Source organism: Paenibacillus endophyticus, from assembly GCF_014192395.1.
Taxonomy (GTDB): domain Bacteria; phylum Bacillota; class Bacilli; order Paenibacillales; family Paenibacillaceae; genus Pristimantibacillus; species Pristimantibacillus endophyticus.
On the sequence record NZ_JACHXW010000019.1, the window covers coordinates 59,119 to 78,926 of the forward strand.

11 protein-coding genes and 1 pseudogene are annotated in these 19,808 nt (G+C 51.0%); 10 read left to right on the forward strand and 2 right to left on the reverse strand.

Translation table 11 applies throughout. The features are described from left to right. Window positions 1–77 precede the first annotated feature (77 nt). The 9 genes from FHS16_RS24185 (at window position 78) to FHS16_RS24225 (ending at window position 12,076) form a co-directional block, all read left to right on the forward strand. The gene (locus tag FHS16_RS24185) at window positions 78–1,637 is read left to right on the forward strand and encodes an SMI1/KNR4 family protein (protein WP_183568985.1); all 1,560 of its coding nucleotides are present in this window, start codon (window positions 78–80) and stop codon (window positions 1,635–1,637) included. 79 nt (window positions 1,638–1,716) lie between these two features. Continuing rightward, window positions 1,717–1,860 carry a hypothetical protein gene (locus tag FHS16_RS24190; protein WP_183568987.1) on the forward strand — a complete coding sequence of 48 codons (144 nt, stop codon included), beginning with the start codon at window positions 1,717–1,719 and terminating at the stop codon, window positions 1,858–1,860. Between the two features lie 233 nt (window positions 1,861–2,093). Then, complete coding sequence (gene abc-f / locus FHS16_RS24195; protein ID WP_183568989.1) at window positions 2,094–4,022, forward strand: ribosomal protection-like ABC-F family protein; 1,929 nt, start codon at window positions 2,094–2,096, stop codon at window positions 4,020–4,022. 105 nt (window positions 4,023–4,127) lie between these two features. Next, complete coding sequence (locus FHS16_RS24200) at window positions 4,128–5,144, forward strand: HD-GYP domain-containing protein (RefSeq protein ID WP_183568991.1); 1,017 nt, start codon at window positions 4,128–4,130, stop codon at window positions 5,142–5,144. A 297-nt stretch (window positions 5,145–5,441) separates the two neighbouring features. Next, the gene (locus tag FHS16_RS24205) at window positions 5,442–7,244 is read left to right on the forward strand and encodes a sensor histidine kinase (protein WP_183568993.1); all 1,803 of its coding nucleotides are present in this window, start codon (window positions 5,442–5,444) and stop codon (window positions 7,242–7,244) included. A gap of 31 nt (window positions 7,245–7,275) precedes the next feature. After that, the gene (locus tag FHS16_RS24210; protein ID WP_183568995.1) at window positions 7,276–8,613 is read left to right on the forward strand and encodes a response regulator; all 1,338 of its coding nucleotides are present in this window, start codon (window positions 7,276–7,278) and stop codon (window positions 8,611–8,613) included. A gap of 105 nt (window positions 8,614–8,718) precedes the next feature. Then, entirely contained in the window at window positions 8,719–9,642 is a 924-nt protein-coding gene (locus FHS16_RS24215) for a carbohydrate ABC transporter permease (protein ID WP_183568997.1), read from the forward strand. Then, window positions 9,639–10,511 (forward strand): carbohydrate ABC transporter permease, encoded by an 873-nt coding sequence (locus FHS16_RS24220; RefSeq protein ID WP_183568999.1) that lies wholly within the window; start codon window positions 9,639–9,641, stop codon window positions 10,509–10,511. The genes FHS16_RS24215 and FHS16_RS24220 overlap by 4 nt, the downstream gene beginning before the upstream one ends. A 110-nt stretch (window positions 10,512–10,621) precedes the next feature. Beyond that, window positions 10,622–12,076: an ABC transporter substrate-binding protein gene (locus FHS16_RS24225; protein ID WP_183569001.1), complete on the forward strand. Its 1,455-nt coding sequence runs from the start codon at window positions 10,622–10,624 to the stop codon at window positions 12,074–12,076. A 50-nt stretch (window positions 12,077–12,126) separates the two neighbouring features. On the opposite strand, the gene FHS16_RS31945 is transcribed toward FHS16_RS24225, so the two are convergent. Next, the gene (locus tag FHS16_RS31945; protein ID WP_246431941.1) at window positions 12,127–12,327 is read right to left on the reverse strand and encodes a YiaA/YiaB family inner membrane protein; all 201 of its coding nucleotides are present in this window, start codon (window positions 12,325–12,327) and stop codon (window positions 12,127–12,129) included. 84 nt (window positions 12,328–12,411) lie between these two features. Further along, a pseudogene (locus FHS16_RS32710) lies at window positions 12,412–12,744 on the reverse strand (YiaA/YiaB family inner membrane protein); the annotation flags it as partial. A 348-nt stretch (window positions 12,745–13,092) separates the two neighbouring features. Here FHS16_RS32710 and FHS16_RS24235 point away from each other — a divergent pair. Further along, window positions 13,093–19,755, forward strand: coding sequence for an S-layer homology domain-containing protein (locus tag FHS16_RS24235; RefSeq protein ID WP_183569003.1), 6,663 nt, complete (start codon window positions 13,093–13,095; stop codon window positions 19,753–19,755). Window positions 19,756–19,808 lie beyond the last annotated feature (53 nt).

A 19,808-nucleotide genomic window follows, 5' to 3' on the forward strand; every position in this document is an offset into this window, starting at 1 on the left:
ATTTCCGAATGCTAGAATCAGGCGATGATGGAACGAATCTTTTCGACTAACTCTATTGATCGGGAAAGGGGAATACGATGATGATTGTGTCATATATGAAAGAGCTTTTAGCTTTATTGGAGGAAAAGCTCCCTTCGTTAACCGATTCCTTAAATCCGCCTGCAACCCCGCTGGAACTGGCTGCGGCTGAGCAGCGTCTTGGCTTAACGTTTCCAGATGACCTTCGGCAGCTATATTTGGCCTTCAACGGCGAGAAACGAATGGGAGTCGGGTTGTTTTTTGGACTTCGCTTTCTAAGCTTGGATGAGCTTGCAGCGGAGTGGCAGGTTTGGGCGGATTTAGAAGCGGACTATGGGGAGGAGGGCAATCATTACTCTATCCCAACCGGATGGATCAAAGAGAACTATATCAACCGTGGATGGCTGCCGATCGCCGAGGATGGAGGAGGCAATCATCTTGGCATCGATGTGGACCCTGATGCTGAGGGGATCAGCGGTCAGGTCATTAATTTCGGTCGGGATGAGGAAACGAAATATGTGATTGCCCACCGTCTCGCGGATTTTCTTCGGTTTATGTGCGACACGGTCAAGGCCGGAAACTATAGGGTAGATAACGACGAGGATTACGTCTATTGGATGTATGGCGAGCAGGGGTTCGGTCATTTTTTCGATGCTGTCCGTTCCTTCAAGCTGCCTCTCTATCATTCACAGGAGCAAGCTGATGCTTCGCAGACACAGCTTGAGTCATGGGAGCAATCGCTGAGCGAGGACTGGAGAGTGCGCGTGAACAAGAAGGCGGCTTCAATCGAAGCATTCGTCAAAGCAAAGCAGCTCTATCTGATCCGTGAAGGCATAACGGACGCGGCTCCGCTTAGCCGTTGCACCGAAGTGCGCGAGCTTGTTCTGACCGCAAATGATATTGTTGATATCGAACCGCTGCGCGGTTGCAAGCAAGTGAAGGTGCTTTACTTAGCAGGAAACCCCGTATCGAATATTAGACCGCTTGCCAGTCTTCAACATTTGCAGTTCCTGAATATCACCAAGACGAATGTAGTTGATCTTTCACCTCTGGAAGAGCTTCCGAAGCTGAAGGAGCTGCAGCTTGAGGGAACAGCCGTGCGAGATTATTCTCCCCTTAGCCGGATGAGAGCGCTTCGCATACTCTCCGTTTCCGGCATCGAAGCAGAGCAGCTTCGAGTGCTGCTGCATGTCAAGCAGCTGCAAGAGCTGACGATTGAAGGAATTGTAGCGGATGCATTGCCGGAGCTTCATACAATCGAAAGGTTAGGCCGTCTGAAGTCCTTGCATTTGAAAAATGTGTCGTTGCCGGACGTCGGGTTCCTGAAGGGCTGCGGGGCACTGGAGCATTTGAAGCTGGAGCAAGTGTCTGTAGCAGATTTCGCGGCAATTGCAGAGATTGGCAGCCTCCGCAGCTTAGAGCTGCAAGGAAGCGAGCAGGTGGGCCAACTGCTTGCGGCAGCGAGGCTTCCGGCCTTGAGCAGGTTTACGGGCTCATACGCGCAGTTTGACCTGCTTAAAAACCAATTTGCGCAGCAAGTGGATTTCTCCAGTATCACAGGCGCAATGACAGATGAACAGTCGGAGCTTTGGCAGCAGTATTTAAGCTCGAACCGATAGCATATTTTGCAATAGGCGGTTGCGCGAGCAGATCCTTTTATGTTATTTTAGAAATTGAACGAAAAGGGAGGTGAAGTAGGTGAATCACGAAATGGTCAATAACCGTATTAGCCAGCTGCCGATTGCTATGGCTGGCATTGTTCATGCATTTTCCGCGAACGGGATAGCTCTGTCCAATTATGCACATACGATTAAACCATTCGCGAGAAGACGCCTACTTTAACCACTACGGATTGCTTACATTCGGAAGGGTCGCAGGCTTGTTGCTGCGGCTCTTTTTGACGTATAGGAATGGATATGAGTTTGCTCATCCTTTCTCTATACGTTTCGACGAAACGATGGCGTCTATAGAAAGAACGCCGTGAGGCGTTTCTTCTTATTATGCCGGAAACGGTTCCGGCATGTTGCTTAAGGTAATGGGGAGTTAGGGTCTTCATCCATTAGGAGGCTCTTTACATGATTATTGTTAATATGCAGAACGTGAAAAAATACTACAGCGCCAATCTCCTGTTCGACGGACTATCGCTTCAAGTACACGAGGGAGAACGGATAGGACTAATCGGCGCCAATGGAAGCGGCAAATCAACGCTTCTTCAAATGATCTCAGGTGGCGAGCATACGGATGAGGGAATGCTGGCTGTGAAGAAGGATCTTATAATCGGTTATTTGCCACAAGTGCCAGCTGACTTCGACAAGCTCTCCGTTTACGAGGTTTTGACTTACGGCTGCAGAGAATTGATTAGCAGCAAAAAACAAATGTCCGAAATGGAGAAGCTTATGTCGGACCCCGAAGTGATCTCGAGTCCAGAAGCAATGGAGCGTTTGCTTAGCGATTACGCGCAAACGCAGGAGCAGTTCGAGAGAGACGGCGGCTATGTGCTCGATGCAGCCGTTGATCAAGTCGCAACCGGCCTGCAAATCGAGCGATCACTCTACGCTAGAGCGTTCAGCAGTCTGTCCGGAGGAGAGAAAACCCGTATTTCACTCGCTTCGCAGCTGATCGTTCGACCTTCTCTGCTGCTGCTCGATGAGCCGACGAACCATCTGGACCTGCGAGGCATTGAGTGGTTGGAGCAATTTCTTAAGCAGTATGAAGGGACCTGCATGATCGTATCGCATGACCGTTATTTTCTGGATGCCGCATGCTCGCGAATGATAGAGCTGGAGGACGGCGAGGCTCATACCTTCCACACGGGCTATACCGGTTACGTGAAGGAGAAGGAGGAGCTGCTGCTCCAGCAGTTTGCCCACTATCAAGAGCAGCAAAAACAGATCAAGAAGATGAAGGAAACGATCAAGCAATTGGAGGAATGGGGACGGATCGGCTCCAATGAAAAGTTTTTCAAACGGGCAGCTTCAATTCGCAAAGCCTTGGAGAAGCTGGAGCGGGTTAAACGGCCGATTCTAGAGCGGAAAACAGCGGACTTCGAGCTCTCGCAGCATGACCGTTCCGGACGCAGAGTCATTTCCTTCGAGAAGGTGATAAAGCAATTCGGGGAGCGCAAGCTGCTGGACAATGCGGCTGGAAGCCTGATGTATGGAGAGAAAGTCGTGCTGATAGGCGATAATGGATCGGGAAAAACGACCTTATTCAAGCTGCTGCTCGGCCAGCAGAAGCCGGATAGCGGGGAGCTTGTACAGGGGGCAAGCCTGACTATTGGCTACTTGGCCCAGGAGGAAAAGGAAGAGAATCGGAAGCTGACGGTGCTGGAATATTTCAAAGCAGAGGGCAGGCTGGAGGAAGGCGAAGCAAGGCATATGCTAGCGAGCTACTTGTTCTATGGCACCGATGTGTTTAAGCCGCTTCATGCCTTGTCCGGAGGTGAATGGTCACGTCTGCGCCTTGCGCTCCTTATTCTAAAAAAGCCGAACCTGCTGCTGCTTGACGAGCCGACCAACCATTTGGATATTCGTTCACGGGAGGCGCTGGAAGAGGCTTTGGAGCAATATCAGGGGACGATTCTCGCGATTTCGCATGACCGTTATTTCATCAACCGAATCGCGGAACGGGTATGGGAATTAAGCGCGGGCCAACTGCATGCGCATCTTGGGAATTATGACGATTGCAAAGAAAAGCTGCATAAGAACCAGGCTATCCCGATAGAACAAGCTTCGGATAGAAAGACAGCGGCAGCCATGCCGAGTCGGAATGAGAGCAAGCCTATCGCGATTAAGGAGACAGAGACGCGGCTAAAGCGCGAGAACCTTGAGCTTACGATTGCAGAGCTGGAACGGAAAATGGCGGCAGCTGGCCAAGAGCTGGAGCTGCTTGCCGCTGCCAACGATCCGGCAAGGCTGAATGAGTTGTGGGAGCTTCGCGAGCAGGATCAGGCGAGGCTCGAGCTGCTGCTCGACAAGTGGATGCGTATCGCTGAAAAAGAATAGGAAACGTTCTACTATTTCTTTCATTTTTCTCATATAAACGCTTACTTCCTGTTTCAGATATGGTAAACTAAATGTTGGAAGCGCCAAGTCCAGGGGAGTGTAGCAATGGAGCAGTTAATCGGGAAAATAATGAAACAAGATATTTTGAACGCATATGGCGTTACGATAGTACCGGCTAACGCTATCCTAACTAGAGAATCCCTACAGCTTATGGTCAATCATCGGATAGACTTAGACTCTATTGTTATTGCTGAACATAATAAACCAATACTAGAAACAACGATGCAAATCGGCGAGCTCGTCCAGCAGACGGTCAGCGTTTCGAAGGAACTGTTCGAATCCATCCTCGTGTCTCGCAAGGTTCCATTAATGGAGATTCGCAACGAGGTGCTGCCTGCGATCTTGCAGCTCTCCAAAAACCCGGATATATTCGAATTGTTCGAAGCGGTGAAAGCGAAGGATGATTACGTCTATCAGCATAATGTTGGCGTAGGGGTTATATCGACCCTTATAGGCAGATGGCTGAATCTGGATGATTCGGAACTGTCGATCCTCTCGCTGGCAGCAACCTTGCATGATGTCGGGAAGGTGAAGCTTCCGCTTGAGGTTCTGAATAAGCCAGGCAAGCTCAATGAGGTGGAGTTTCAACTCATTAAGAAACATACGATATACGGATACGAGCTGCTTAAGGGAACGACCGGCCTAAGCCTGCGCATTGCCAGGGTAGCGCTGCAGCATCATGAGCGCGAGGACGGCAATGGATACCCGCTCGGATTAAAGAAAGAAAACATAGATTTATTCAGCTCCATCGTATCGGTTGCCGATATTTTTCATGCGATGTCTTCCAAGCGGCCTTACCATGAGCCCTTGTCCTTTCATGAGATTGTCAGTCAAATGAGCAAAGGAAAGTTCGGTGCGTTGAACCCGCAGATTATTTCCGTGTTTATCGAGAATATGATGAAGCGGCTGGTAGGCAGGCAGGTCATGCTGACGGATGGCCGAGCAGGAGAAGTCGTTTATCTCAACCCGCATAATATCGAGACGCCGTTAATTAAGCTCGCCGATTATTTTCTGGATCTTAGCCAGGAGCGGGAAATCCATATCAAATCCGTCATTGCTTGAAAGTAGAAACTCCGAAGAGCTGCTAACCAACCTAGGTTGATTAGCAGCTTTTTTTAATATATAAGAATTTATATGTTTTCCCATATAGATGTGCTTATATATCTCCGCGAAACGGCTGCTTTTGCTATAGAGGACGGCGACAGCCGTTTACACTAGGGCGGAGTGAATGAACATCTGAGCGCAAAGTATGTGCATTTCTACGATTGGGCTTCCGGCAGCGGCTGAAACGGGTAGAAATAGCCACACGATTCGCCGGATATTTTTGCTATAGTACAATTATTAGCCGGAGGTGCAAGCATGAGAACGGGTCTAAGCAATCCGATGACGAAGCTAAACGTGAAGCAGCAATTGATTCTGTTGTTTCTTGTAATGGTAAGTCCGATCTTTCTGCTTCATTGGTATGGGAACATGAAGGCAGAGCATTTGCTCAAAAACCATGTGACGAGCGCGTATGTGGAGCTGAGCAAACAAAACTATACGGTCATTAAACGCGATATGGATACGATTAGCAAAATTACGACAACGATCATTCAGAATCCGATTACGCAGCAGCTCATTCCGCTGGAGAGCGATCCCGTTATTGAGCGGGTTCGCAAATACGACAAAGTCGATAAGCTTCTTGCGGGCAACTCCATTCCGCTAAACGGTGGGGAGGCGGTGTATTATTCGTTATACATTTATGATCCGAATGATTATTACTTTTTCGCTCCGAAGCGCCAATTGATGCAGACCGGCGTCTATTTCTTCTCTGATGCAGATAAGCCCGAATGGTTCGACAGGGCTGTGGATCTCAGGAGCAAAGGCTATATGGATATCATCTACACGAACGTAGGCCTTTCGCGAATTAATACGCTTGCCTACATACGAGCAGTCAATAACGTAACAGTTGGAAACGGTATCATAGGCGTGCTGGTAGCGACCAAAATGGATATGAAGATCGCGGAGTCGCTTCGTTCGGTCTCATTGCCTGACGGCAAAATTATGTTCACGGACTGGGATAATCGCGTTCTTGCTGCGACGGATTCCAAGCTGATGGGGAAGCAGCTTGATCTGCCGCCCGAGATGGCGATTGCGGATACGATGGAGGCTGAGGGAAGCTTTGACATTATGACCGATGAGTTCATTTATGTGGTCAACTATAATCGCATCATGAGCCACAAGCTCGTCTATCAAATTCCGGTCAGTTCACTATTGAAGCAGCAGAGCGAGCTTAAGAATGTCATTCAGCTCATTTCGATTGCGTATATTTTGTTCGGCTGCATCGTCATGGTCTATTTCTGGCGATCACTCATGACACCGCTTCAGAAGCTTGCCCAATTCGTACATACGTACGAGCCGGGCAAGCTCGTGCCGGAGACGCCCGGCAAAGGGCGAAACGATGAGATTGGTGTGCTGTTCGCTGCTTTATACGACATGGCCCGCAGGCTGAATGTGCTCATTCACTACAAATACAATATGGATATTAAACAGAAGGAATCGCAGCTGCAGCTGCTTTATCAACAAATTAACCCGCATCTGCTGTATAACACGCTTGAGAGCATCTACTGGAAAAGCTCGCTTGAGGGCAATACGGAATCGGCGGAAATGATCAAGGATTTGTCAAAGCTCATGAAAATCGGCCTCAGTCGGGGACGGGAGCTAATCCCGCTCGAGGAGGAGCTGGAGCACGCATCGGCCTACGTCAGTCTGCAGCAGAAACGGTACAAATACGAGTTTCAGGTGCTGTGGAGCATTCCGGATGCGGCGAGGGGCATTCTAATTCCCAAAATATCGCTGCAGCCGCTCATCGAAAATGCCATTATTCATGGCGTGAAGCACATGGGCGAGGATGGGGAAATCCATGTATCCGCGGTGGTTGAGGGCGAGCGGGTAACGATAAAAGTGGAGGACAACGGCCATAAGGAAGTGGATTATACCGCATTGGATAGGCTGCTAAGCAGCGACAAGCCGGATCATACATCTGGCTACGGCATACGAAACATCCATCAGCGGATCCAGCTCCATTTCGGCAATATGTACGGAATGGGCTACAGGCGCGGGGAGCATGGCGGAACAGCCGCCACGATTATTTTGCCAGCGAGCTATGATGTACCAAAATGAGCGAATGAAATGAGAACCGGGAGGAAGCTACATGTACAATATACTGATCGTGGATGACGAACCGTTAATTTGCGAAGGGCTGTCAAGCCTGCTCGCTTCTTCCGGCATTAATCTGGCCCATGTCTATATGGCGCACAGCGGCTACGAGGCGCTTGATTATTTGAGGATCGAAGAAATAGATTTGCTGATTACCGACATCCAGATGGGCTCCATGAACGGGATTGAGCTGATGCATCAGGCTAAGCTGCTAAAGCCATGGGTGCAGACCATCATTATTTCGGCTTATGAGACGTTCCAGTACGCGCAGATGGCTATCCGGCTAGGCGCAAAGGATTATATGATCAAGCCCCTTAACAATGAGCACTTTCTGGATTCCGTGCGGAATGTGCTGCTCAAGATGGATAAGCCCGCGGCATCGGAGGATCAGTTCCTATCGAAGCTGCAGGAGCATTTCCACATGGAGGAGCCGCTCCCGCAGCGGACCGAGCTATTCAACAAGCTGCTGGCAAGCCCGCAGGAGAATGCTGGAGAGGTAGCGAGAATGCTGTATGACCGGTATGCCGTGAAGCTTCAGGGGCCGTATTTCGCAGTAATCAAGCTGCGTCTGCACTTGGCGGTGAAGGATCGCGCCATACCGGCAAGAGATGCGCTGCTGCTGCAGTATGCTGCCCTTAACATTGCCAACGAGCTGCTTGATAAGGAATGGAATCATGCAGCCTTCTATTCGCCGAACCAGGAAATTAGCATTCTCATTCAATGGGACGAGAGCGAATTCGGCGAATCGAGCGTGAACAAAATCAATCAGCTGGATATGATCGGGCGCAGCCTCCATTACAATATTCACAAATATTTGGGGCTGCACGGGGTTATCGGAATCAGCCAGATCGTGCGCGGGATCGAATTTCTAAGCATGCTTGACGAGCAGGCGCGCAAAGCCATTCTATGGAACCGCGAGCACCGGGACCATTATGTGTTTTATTATGGCGATTTTAACTGGAGCACCTACACACAGGACCCGACGGCCGAGGAGCTGAATGAGCAGAACAGCTTGATCGTGGAGAAATCCAAGGCATATATCGACCGCAATTTCGCGCAGAAGGGCCTTACGCTGCATGAGGTAGCCCAGAAAAACCACGTCAGTCCCAATTATTTGAGCTATTTGTTCAAAAAGGATACGGGCTATAACCTATGGGAGTACGTCATCAAGCTCCGAATGGAAGAGAGCCGCAAGCTCATTCTTCATACGGATTTGCGGAGATACGAAATATCGGAGCGGGTAGGGTATGAATCGCCGGAGCATTTCAGCAAAATTTTCAAAAAATATTATGGGATGAGCCCGAGCGAGCTGAAGAAGGACGACAAGAGATAAGATGAAGTAAAAATAGCTATCATTGCCTTAGATATGCACATTACCAGCCAGCCGTCTTCCTTCTAAAATGAGATAGAGCGATAGAAAAGAAAAGAGGGAATCCTGATGAACCAACCAGCAGCAGTTAGCAAGCCGCTCGATACCCAGGTGCAGAGGAAGGCTGGCAGGTGGAAAAAGCATGTTTCGGGCTATTTATTTCTGTTGCCGGCAGCCATCATATTTATTTTGTTTTTGTGGGTGCCGATAACAAAGGGGATTATTTACAGCTTCTATACGATTGATTTTGTCAAAGGAAATGAATTCGTCGGGCTGGACAATTACAAGACGATCTTCAATGATCCTGACGTGTGGATCGGCGTGAAAAACACGCTTTATTACATGTTTTTATGTCTAATCATCGGCTTCTGGGTACCGATCCTGTTCGCAATCGCGATCTCTGAGCTGCGCCGCTTTCAAGGCTTCGTGCGTGTAGCAGCTTACCTGCCGAATGTTATTCCGGCGGTCGTGCTGTACGGTTTGTGGCGATGGTTCTATGATCCGGTCGGGCCTATCAACGGTGTCTTGACGCAGGCGGGCTCGGATCAAATTGCGTTTCTCACCAATAAGAGCTGGTCGATGATCTCGCTTGTCATTATGGAGACGTGGCAGCAATTCGGTTCAGGGATGCTCATCTATTTGGCGGCGGTGCTAAGCATTCCGCGTGATTGGTATGAAGCGGCAGAGATCGACGGTGCGGGCATCTTCCGCCGCATTTGGCATATTACGCTGCCGTCGATTCGCGGTCTCGTGCTGCTGCTGTTCCTCCTGCAGCTTATTGCGACTACGCAAGGCTTCCAATCGCAGCTGGCGCTGCTCGACGGCGGCCCGAATAAAGCGACGCTTACGTACTCGCTGCTCATCGTCAAATACGCGTTCACAAGACTGGATTACGGGGTTGCATCCGCGCTTGGCGTGCTGATGTTCCTTGTCCTTGGCGGATTGGCGCTGCTGCAATTCAAACTGAACAACAAGGGGGCAGCGAAGTCATGAAAAGCGTAGACAGAGGCATTCTATCCAGCTACGATTACCGCAAAAAAACAAACAAGCTCGGCTTCCTGGTCGTTATCGCCGTCATCGTAGCAATGGTGGGCTCGATGCTTTATCCGGTATTGACCGCCTTGTTCAACGGCTTGAAGGCGAATACGGAGGTTAATTCCTTCCCGCCGCGCTTCCTGCCTTCGGAATGGCATTTCGACAATTATGAAGCGGGCTGGAACTTCATGAACCTGCCTGTTTTTCTGAAAAACACGCTGATGATTTTTGGCGGCAACATGATCATGACGGTAGTTGTGCTCGGGTTGGCGGCTTTCAGCCTGTCGAAGCTAAACGTTCCGTATCAGCGGGCGATATATTTCTTCTTCATGATTACACTGTTCATACCGCCTAGCACGTATATTATTCCGAACTTTCTTAATTTGAAGGATCTTGGCCTGCTGAATACGTATGCCGCTTTTTGGCTGCCTGCCAGCGCCAGCGCTTTTTATTTGCTCCTTCTCAAAAACTTTATTGACGGCATTCATCATGAGATGTTCGAGGCTGCTCGCATTGACGGCGCATCCGATTGGAAATGCTTCAGCCTGATCGCTGTGCCGCTGTCCATTCCTATTTTCTCAACGCTCGCTATTTTCGTGTTCTCGACGGCATGGAATGATTGGTTCTGGCCATCACTCGTCATGCACAGCGACAGCAAATACCCGCTCGCAACGGCGGTCTACAAATACGTTATCAGCGCGCAGCGGCTGAATCTGAACATTAGGTTCGCCATCCTGACAATGGTCATGCTGCCTCCGATTCTCGTGTTTCTTACGTTCCAGAAATTTATTATGCGCGGACTTCAGCTTGGCGGGGTCAAGGGATAAACAGTTCGTAAACATACACATGATCGGAATAGGAATACACCTCGCCCAAATGAAAACGCCTCCTTTATGATGGGGATGTAGCAAAATATGAGTTGAGAAGGGGAATATCGATGGTAAAGAAAAATGTAGCAATCCTCATTTGTATGGTTATGCTATGCTCCATCCTGGCAGCATGCAGCGGAGGCAACGGCAAGAACGATCCGAAGGAAACGGAAAAGCCGACGAATGCTGCGACAAATAATACGCCAGCAGCAGAAACAGATCCTCCGAAGGAAGATATCAAAGACAAAAAAATTACGATCAGCATCTATTATCCTCTGCCTGACCAAGTCGAGAACCGCAAGCTGGAAGACGACAAAATCAAACGTTTCAACGAAGTATATCCTAATGTGGAAATCGTGAAGAGCGACTGGCATTACAACCCGAGCGAAATCGGCATCAAAATGGCGGCCAACGAAGCGCCGACCTTCTTCAATACTTGGGCAACGGAAGCAAAGTTCTTGCAGGAGCGAGGCTGGGTAGCCGATATTACGGAGCTATGGGATGCTTATGAGTATAAGGATCAAATCAATCCCGTTCTGCAAAGCCAATTCATTATTGACGGCAAGGTGTTCGGGGTATCTCAGAAGGCTTATGTAACGACTACGGTCGTTAACAAAAAGATGCTGGATGAGAAAGGCGTAGCCGTTCCGTCCTATGACTGGACATGGGAAGATATGTACAACACGGCCAAGGCGGTCGCTGATCCGAAAAAAGGGATCGCGGGTATCGCTCCAATGGGCAAAGGCACGGAAGCAGGCTGGAACTGGACCAATTTCCTGTTCGAAGCAGGCGGGGAAATCCAGACTGTCGCAGACGGCAAAGTAACGGCAGCATTCAACTCCCCTGCCGGTCTGAAGGCGCTTGAGTTCTACAATAAGCTGAGATGGGAAGCCAATGCGATTCCGCAGGACTGGGCACTTGGCTGGGGAGACGCGGTTGGCGCGTTCGGCCAAAGCCGTACGGCAATGGTTATCGCAGGAGCAGAAGGCGTTCTCGAGCAAGCGCTTAACCAAGGCGGCTTGAAGCCGGAGGATGTATTGACATTCCCAATGCCGGCAGCTGAGAAAGGCGGCAAGCACACTGGCGTGCTTGGAGGCGATTACCTGGTCATCAACCCGAATGCAACGAAGGATGAGCAAGAAATGGCATTCCGCTATATCACATTCGATTATTTCACGGATAAAGGCTTAGAGTCGATCGAAGCGGATATCCAGAAGCGCCAAGCTGAAGGGAAATTCTTTATTCCGCCGCAAATGAATTACTACAGCCCGTCTTCGGAATACGGACAGAAGGCTCAAGCGATTTTTGACAAATACGACAACGTCTACAAATATAATCCGGAGTCCGATGCGCTGCTTGACGGCAAGCCGGAAGCACAATACAACACGCAGGATTACTACGGCGAAGTAACGAACGTGCTGCAGGAAGTATTCTCGAATAAAGGTTCAGACTTGCAGGCCTTGCTTGATAAATCGGCAAAAGTCGTGCAAGAAAAGTTTTTTGATTCGATCAAAGTAGAATAGCAACATAAAAGGCCTCCATTCGCAAGTTGAATGGAGGCCTTTTATGTTGTCTAGCTTTCGAATTCCTCGGCAGCATTCGCGTGTAGGCTGTCTTCCTCGTTGTCTCTGATTGTTTTCTGAAGCACAAGGCAGGCGACGATGAGGAACGCACCGGCTATGGCGTAGTAGCCTTTCACGTAAAGTGGCTCCTCAAGCACGTATATACCAATGTATTGGGCGAGAACGGCAAGGATAAAGCCGGCCCAAGCCATGAATGTGAATGCGGAAGTATTGCGGCTTCTATAACCGGGATTGTAATCCTTCAGAAACTTATCCTCGTCGTTGTCCCGTGCTACCTTCTGGAGCAGGAAGGAAGTGATGATTAAGAGAATGCCGGTTACGGCGTAATAGCCTTGAACGGACATCGGCTGTTTCAGCGTATAGATGCCGATGAATTCGAAGCCGCAAGCGATAAGAAAGGCTGCCCATGCCATGAACGTGTAGGTAGGGGTATTGCGGCGGCGGTAAAAGTTAGCGGGTTTGCGTACATGCATCGTTTCCATTTTTTCCATTTGTGAAGGCCTCCCGAATCGAGTTGTTGTTGATGTCTTTAGTTTACAGCATATTCCTATGACTGAAAGTACCAACTTATTGTAGTACCAGGTGCTAGAAAGCTGAGCGCTGTTCATTCTGAAAGCAGGCTCGAACTGGACATTACTGTTAAAAATAACCGCGTATATATTTGGAGGCAAGGCCGTTTGTGATATTTTGGCCCGATTGCGACCTTGTTTCAGACAGAGGAATTGGCTAATTGGCTGGCAGGAATAAAATAACGATAGCTGGATTTGCAAAGGGCAGGCCCCTGCCGATTGGAAGGGGCCTGCTCTTTGTATCCGTAATATAACACCTACTTTATTTAGAAATGCACATCGTTATGTAAGCGATTCCAAATTATGATAAATAGGAATGATTGCATTACATAAACGAGTGCTTTCGAACCCCGATAGCACTTGCAAATCTTTGGGGAGGTCTGTGCAATGAAACGAGCAAGGTCCATCTTGGCATTGCTGCTCACGCTGCTGCTTCTACTTACGGCAGTGCCAGTCTATGCGAATGAGGCGGCACCGGAAACGGAAGGCGCTTCACCGCCAGAGACGGCGGCAATTTCGGTAACCGAGTCCACCTATGTACGCATACAGAACAAATGGCAGAACAATTATTTGTATGAGGATGAGAGCGGGATTGTCCGTTACGGCTTTCCAAGCTACGAGGATCAATCTTCGCAATGGCTCATAGAGGATTATAACGGCAACAAACGTTTTCAGAATCGCGCCACCGGACATTATATGACGATTGCGGAAGTTGCGCAGAGGAGGGACGCGCTGACGAGCCGTGCGATTGCAGAGAGCACGCTTGCTGATCAATGGACGATTCATGATTCCACTCGTGCGGGTTATGTGGTCATTAAGAGCGCTACCGTTCCGGCAAACGCGAATCTCGTTATCCATCAGGAGGACCAGCTCGGCTTTGCGGAAGCAAGCAACGATATTAATATTACGTTTGAAAGCCCGCAATGGGCGCTTGAGCCCGTAGAGCCCGCTGCGCCGATTCGGCTGGCGAACAAGTTCCGCGCTGGCCAGTATTTGTATGAAGCGGCCGATGGCTCCGTAAATTATGGCCTGGTACCGGCTGTGGACCGCGCTTCCCATTGGGTGCTGGTACCTGGGGAAACCCCGGAATCCTACCGAATCAAAAACCGCTCGACCGGCCATTACATTACACAGGGCGTTTTGAGTGAGCCGATCAAAGCCGTTGCTTTGGATTCCACGGTCAAAAGCGAATGGATGACGGCGCCAGCAGCAGGGGATGGTTACGTCACCTTTCAGAACGTAGAGGCCTACCAGTTAGACCCTGCGCAGCCATTCGTGCTGAACACGCAGTTTGATGACATTCATGTGCGGTCCAACAATTCTTCGGTACTGGAGAGGGACAACGCGCATTGGCGAGTTGAACTGGCGCCGGATGTACAGCCCTACCGAATCGTTAATTTTACGAATGAGCCTGTAGGAATCGCTTATTTGCACGAAGAGGCGGGAGTGGTTGAATATGGGCCGCTGACTGCCGCAGCAGGAGAAAAAGCTTATTTCCAGTGGGTACAGGAGGACTTGAACGGGAAGAAGAGGCTGCGCAATCTGGCAACCGGTCATTACATGACTAGGGCTGGCTCCTCTGACCCAAGTGATCCAATCCAAGCACTGGCGCTAGGGGCAAGCTCAGCGGACGATCAATGGTCGATTAGCAGCTCCAAGCTGTATGACGATTATAAAGTGGTGAAGAGCGAGGCAGGATCAGCTCACTATTTGCATATTCAAGGAAGTGCGGGAGCCGCGCAGGCGGGCGCAATTGATCCGAATGTGAATGCGGCGCAGTGGCTGTTCGAGGATCCGGCATTCAGCGGCGACGGTACCCCTCAATACGTTCGGATCCAGAATGATTGGCAAAGCTTTGTGCTTTACGAGGATGCGGCGGGTCAATTGAAATACGGCAACGTTGCAGAAAATGATCACAAGGGACAATGGCTGATCGAGCGCTTCAACGGTCGCAAACGGATTCAAAACAGAGCAACGGGCCATTATATCCATTTGCAGAATGTGAAGGACGGACGCATTGCTGTGTCCGAGGTTGCGGATGAATGGACGAGTGCGGTATGGGTCATCGAGGACGTTAGCGGCTCCAAGCTGATTCACAGCGTTCAGGATGCGAATGACGTTGTAGGCCAGCAGAAGTATATTAGCTTGCAGAACCTGACCAAATATGCGGAATATGGCGTCATTAATCCGACCTGGGGCAGCCCGAAATGGAAGTTCATTCCGGTTGCCGACGCGGCGCTAACGAATGTCCGGCTCAAAAATAAAGAAACAGGCAGCTATCTCTATGAAGTGACTGCCGAAGGCGAGGATATAGGGAAGCTGAAGTACGGTGAGCTGCCAGAATCGGATATGAGCTCGATCTGGTATTTGGAGAGAACGGGTGACGGCCCGACGTCCGTCCGCTTGAAAAACATGCAAACCGGCCATTATGCTTCGATGGAGCATGTAGGAGGAGATGTCGAGCTTGAGTCGCCAACGCAGCAGATCATCGCACAAGGCGATATTTGCACCTGCTGGGGCAGTGCGAAATGGCTGATGGAGCCTGGAGCAACGGATGGCCTTGTCATATTCAAAAGCGGCTGGGCGGGCCATTTGCTTTATGCGGATGGCGAGGCTTTCACGAAGGTCAGCAAGGCGGTCGCCGGAGAGGACAGCGCCCAATTCGCAGTGGAACCCGTCGCGATCGCTGCGGAGCCGATTTCGGAAGCGCCGGTGCGCATTCGCAATAAGGCAAACGGCCAATATTTGTATGAAAACAACGGCGGTATTGTGTTATATGGTGATTTGGCAGATAACAATGGCTACAGCCACTGGATCATTGAATCCGACGACGGCTCGCAAAGGCTTAGAAACCGGGCAACCGGTCATTATATGGCGATGACGAGCGATTATGCTTTTATTGAAAGCAAGCAAATGGAGGCAGCCGAGCAAGCTTCGCGGTGGTCGGTTGAAAGCACGCTTAGCGGCGCGGAATATTGGATACGCAGCATGAACGGGATTTACAATGATGAGCTCATTCATGTGCAGAATAATGCCGGGTACGCGGAGCGCGGCTTATATCCCGCCTCGTTCGGATCGGTGCAATGGACCTTCGAGGATGCGCCCGAGCAGTTCGAGACGCCTGTGATGGGCGAGGAGAAAATGAATGATACAGCCACTCCGATCTTTGATGATACGGGCTACGTCCGTATTAAGGCGAAACAAGGCGGTTACTTGTATGAGATCGATGGTGCCGTATTAACCATGCCATCGGCTGTTGACAGCGCCAGCTTGCAGTGGCTGCCGCAGGACTTCAACGGCCGCCGCCTGCTGAAGAACAAAGCGACGGGGCATCTGCTCGCTTGGGATGTCGAGACATCCAGCCTCATTGGATATTCGGGTGAGCTTAGAGGATATGACGCTGCCCAGTGGAGAATCGAGGACCGGTCAGGCTACAAGCAGCTCTTGAATGCTTCGGGGGCAGGAGCTCTGCATCAGTCGGGAGGCCAATTGGCTTATGGAGTAACGGATGCTATCGAGGAGACGTTATGGCAGCTTGAGCCGGTCGCATCGCATCAACGCTATGAGGCTGAGAAGGCTTTTGCATCGACAGGCATTCAGGCAGAAGCTTCGCACAAAGGGTATAGCGGAGACGGTTATGCCGGCAGCTTCGCAGAGACGGGGCACAAAATCAGCTTCACGGTTCACGCTCAGGCTGCCGGCAGCTTCGAGACAGAGCTTCGTTATTTGAACATCACCGGTTCCGCGAAGCAGTTGAGCCTTTATGTTAATGGGATTCGAACCGAACAGGTGCCATTCGCGGCAGCGGAAGGCTCGGCAAGCTGGTCAACGGCAGCGATTTCAGTCCTGCTTCGTAGCGGCATTAATACGATTGCGCTGCAAAGGGATGCGGCGGATTCTGGAGGGGTGTTGCTCGACAGCTTAGTCGTGAAAGATAGTGTCGGCATCGCCTATCGCGGAGCTACGGTTCCTTACATTTCCTATGAAGCAGAGCATGGTACGACGAACGCTGAGCTTATCGGGCCGTCGCGCAGCTATCGCGAAGTGGCAGCCGAGGCGTCGGGCCGCCAAGCAGTGAAGCTGAACGACGAAGGCGACTATGTAGAATTTACGCTGGCGAAGCCGGCCAATTCGCTCGTGCTGCGCTATGTTATTCCGGACAGCTTGGACGGCGAAGGACTAAACGAGACGTTAGCGCTTTATGTGAACGGCGAGTTTAAGCAGCATTTGGCGCTGAGCTCGAAGCATGGCTGGGAATACGGCAGCTATCCGTGGTCGAATGATCCGAAGCAAGGCAACGCGCACCGGTTCTTCGATGACATTCACGCGCTAATTGGTGAACTGCCGGCAGGCGCTACGATTCGATTGCAGAAGGATCAAGGAAATGAAGCCGATTATTATGTGATCGATCTTGTGGATATGGAGCAGGTAGAGGGTCCGATTGCTATGCCGGACGGCTTCCTGTCGGTGACTGATTATGGAGCGGTATCCGCTGATGGCATCGATGATTCTGCCGCGTACCATGCCGCTGTTCTTGCAGCTAAGGAGCAAGGAAAGGGCGTATGGTTCCCTGCCGGCCAATTCGAGCTCAAGGCGGATGTCATTGATTTGGACCACATTACGATTCGCGGAGCGGGCATGTGGCATACGACGCTGATCGGAGCCAAATTTATCGGGAAAGGTGCACAAATTGGCGTATACGATCTGCTTATTGACGGCGATCTCAATATCCGCGATGATGAAGCGCTGACGCACGCTTTCTACGGCGGCTTTGGCGCGGGCTCAGTCATTCAGAACGTATGGGTAGAGCATTCCAAAACCGGACTTTGGCTCTCGAAGGTTAGAGGCGGCGATGAGATCACAGATGGCCTGCATATGGTTAATCTGCGTCTTCGCAATCTGATGGCGGACGGCATTAACTTCTCCGTAGGCACAAGCAACAGTCTCATGGAGCAATCTGATATTCGTTATCCGGGCGATGACGGGCTGGCGATGTGGTCGGCGGAAGGACGTGCGAGCGTAAATAATACGGCACGTTTCAACACGGTCGCTTTGCCTTGGCTGGCCGACAACTTCGTTATTTTCGGCGGGCAAGGCAACAAGCTTCAGGACAGCATCGGTACGGATACGATTACGAATGGCGCAGGAATTGCGGTGTCGACGCGCTTTAATCCCGTAGCATTCAGCGGGACGACGATCGTTGAGCGCAATACGCTGATTCGTACGGGCAGCGCGGATTCGGCCTACAATGTCAATTTAGGCGCGATTTGGATTTTTGCTGGGGAGAAGGACTTGAACGGCAAGGTTATCGTGCGTGATAATGTAGCGCTGGACAGCACGTATGCGGGCCTGATCGTTCATGGCGGCGGCTTCCATATCGATAACTTGTCGCTGCAGAATATCGTGCTCGATGGAATGGGAACGAACGGGATCGACGTGACGAGCAACGTGTCAGGCATTATCGAGGTGGATAACATCATTGTACGCGGCGAGAGGATTGCGATGCTGGCGGACGCGAATGAGCAGCTTTCGTTCACGGAGCTGAACGAGGGCTTTGCGAATCAATCGAAGCCGTTCCGAATGACGACTTCTGAAGGGGATAGAGGCCCGCTCGACTTGACGGTAGGGGAGTCGGTGGCGCTTCGTGTGCTTGATTCGGAAGGTGTTGATCTGACGGCGGATGCAGTCCTTGCGATCGAGCATCCCGGAATTGCGTCGATTGGGGCAGATCATAAATTGATTGCGCTGACAGCCGGATTGACGCGGCTTACAGTGACGGCGGCTGGGAAGAGCAGAGTCTATACGGTAGAGGTGAGGGCAACTGCTGTGACAGGTGAAGAAACAGGCGGCGCTGGCTCGGGCGGGGCTGGAAGCAGCGTTCCGACCGAGCAGAACGACGGAAAACTCAAAGCGGCAGCCGGCAACAAGCAGCAGCGAATCATATTTGACAAGACAGCGTTATCGGAGAAAGGAGAGCTCGCTTTCTCGGCTGAAGCGCTTCTGGAAGCAGCAAAGAGCAGCCCCGATGCGGTTATTGTAATCGAGCAGGGAAGCGCGACGTATGAGTTTCCTCTTGCGCTAACCGAAGGCTTGCTGGAGCATACGGAACCGGCTGTGAGCATGAAAGCCAGCTTCCTCTTCAAGATACAGCCGGTAAGCGCGGAACAGTCGGCAGAGCTGAAAGCAAAAGCCCAAGCGGCTGGCTTAGAGCTTGTTGGCGAACAAGCGGCCTTTACGCTTACCATAATAGAGGGAAGTACTTCGACAGAGGTGCACAGCTTTAGGGGCAAGTTCGTGAAGCGTACCATAACTGTGGAAGGCGTGCTTGACGTTGACTCTGCGGTAGCGCTGGTATATGACGCTGCAACTGGTCAATTCCGTTACGTACCTTCTTTGTTTACAACAGCGGGCGGAAAAACGACAGCAGCGATCATGAGCCTTAGCAACAGCATCTATGCCGTTGCCGTTCATAAGCAATCCTTCGAGGATATTGGCAAGCACTGGGCCAAATCGAGTATCGAGCTGCTCGCTTCCAGGCTGATCGTCAGCGGGGTTTCCGACTCGGAGTTTGTACCGAATCGCACCATTACGCGTGCGGAATTCGCTGCCCTGCTGGCAAGATCGCTTGGACTTGGCTTAGGCGAGGGCTCTAAGGCTCCGACCTTTGCAGATGTGCCTGCTGCCGCGTGGTATGCGGATGCGGTCACAGCTGCTGCGGGCTACGGAATCATTAAAGGCTTCGAGGACGGGAATTTCCGTCCGAATGAGACGATTACGCGAGAGCAGATGGCTGTAATGGCAGCGAATGCGCTGCAATTCGCGAAGCAAGCGGGGGCGAGCGTGAGCTTAGTCGCCCCGCAAGCGGTGAGCTTTGCCGATGAATCAGATATTCACGGCTGGGCACTCGCGGCGGTGAAGACGGTCGCTGCCGCAGGTGTGCTACAGGGCAAGGGCAATGAACGATTCTTGCCTGCAGAGCTGGCAAGCCGCGCGGAAGCGGCAGTAGTCATTGCACGTCTGCTGCAATTCGTGCAATTGTTAGATAAATAACAGCGAGATCTAATTGAAAAACGGTGTCAGCCTATTCCGCTAATCCAAGCGGG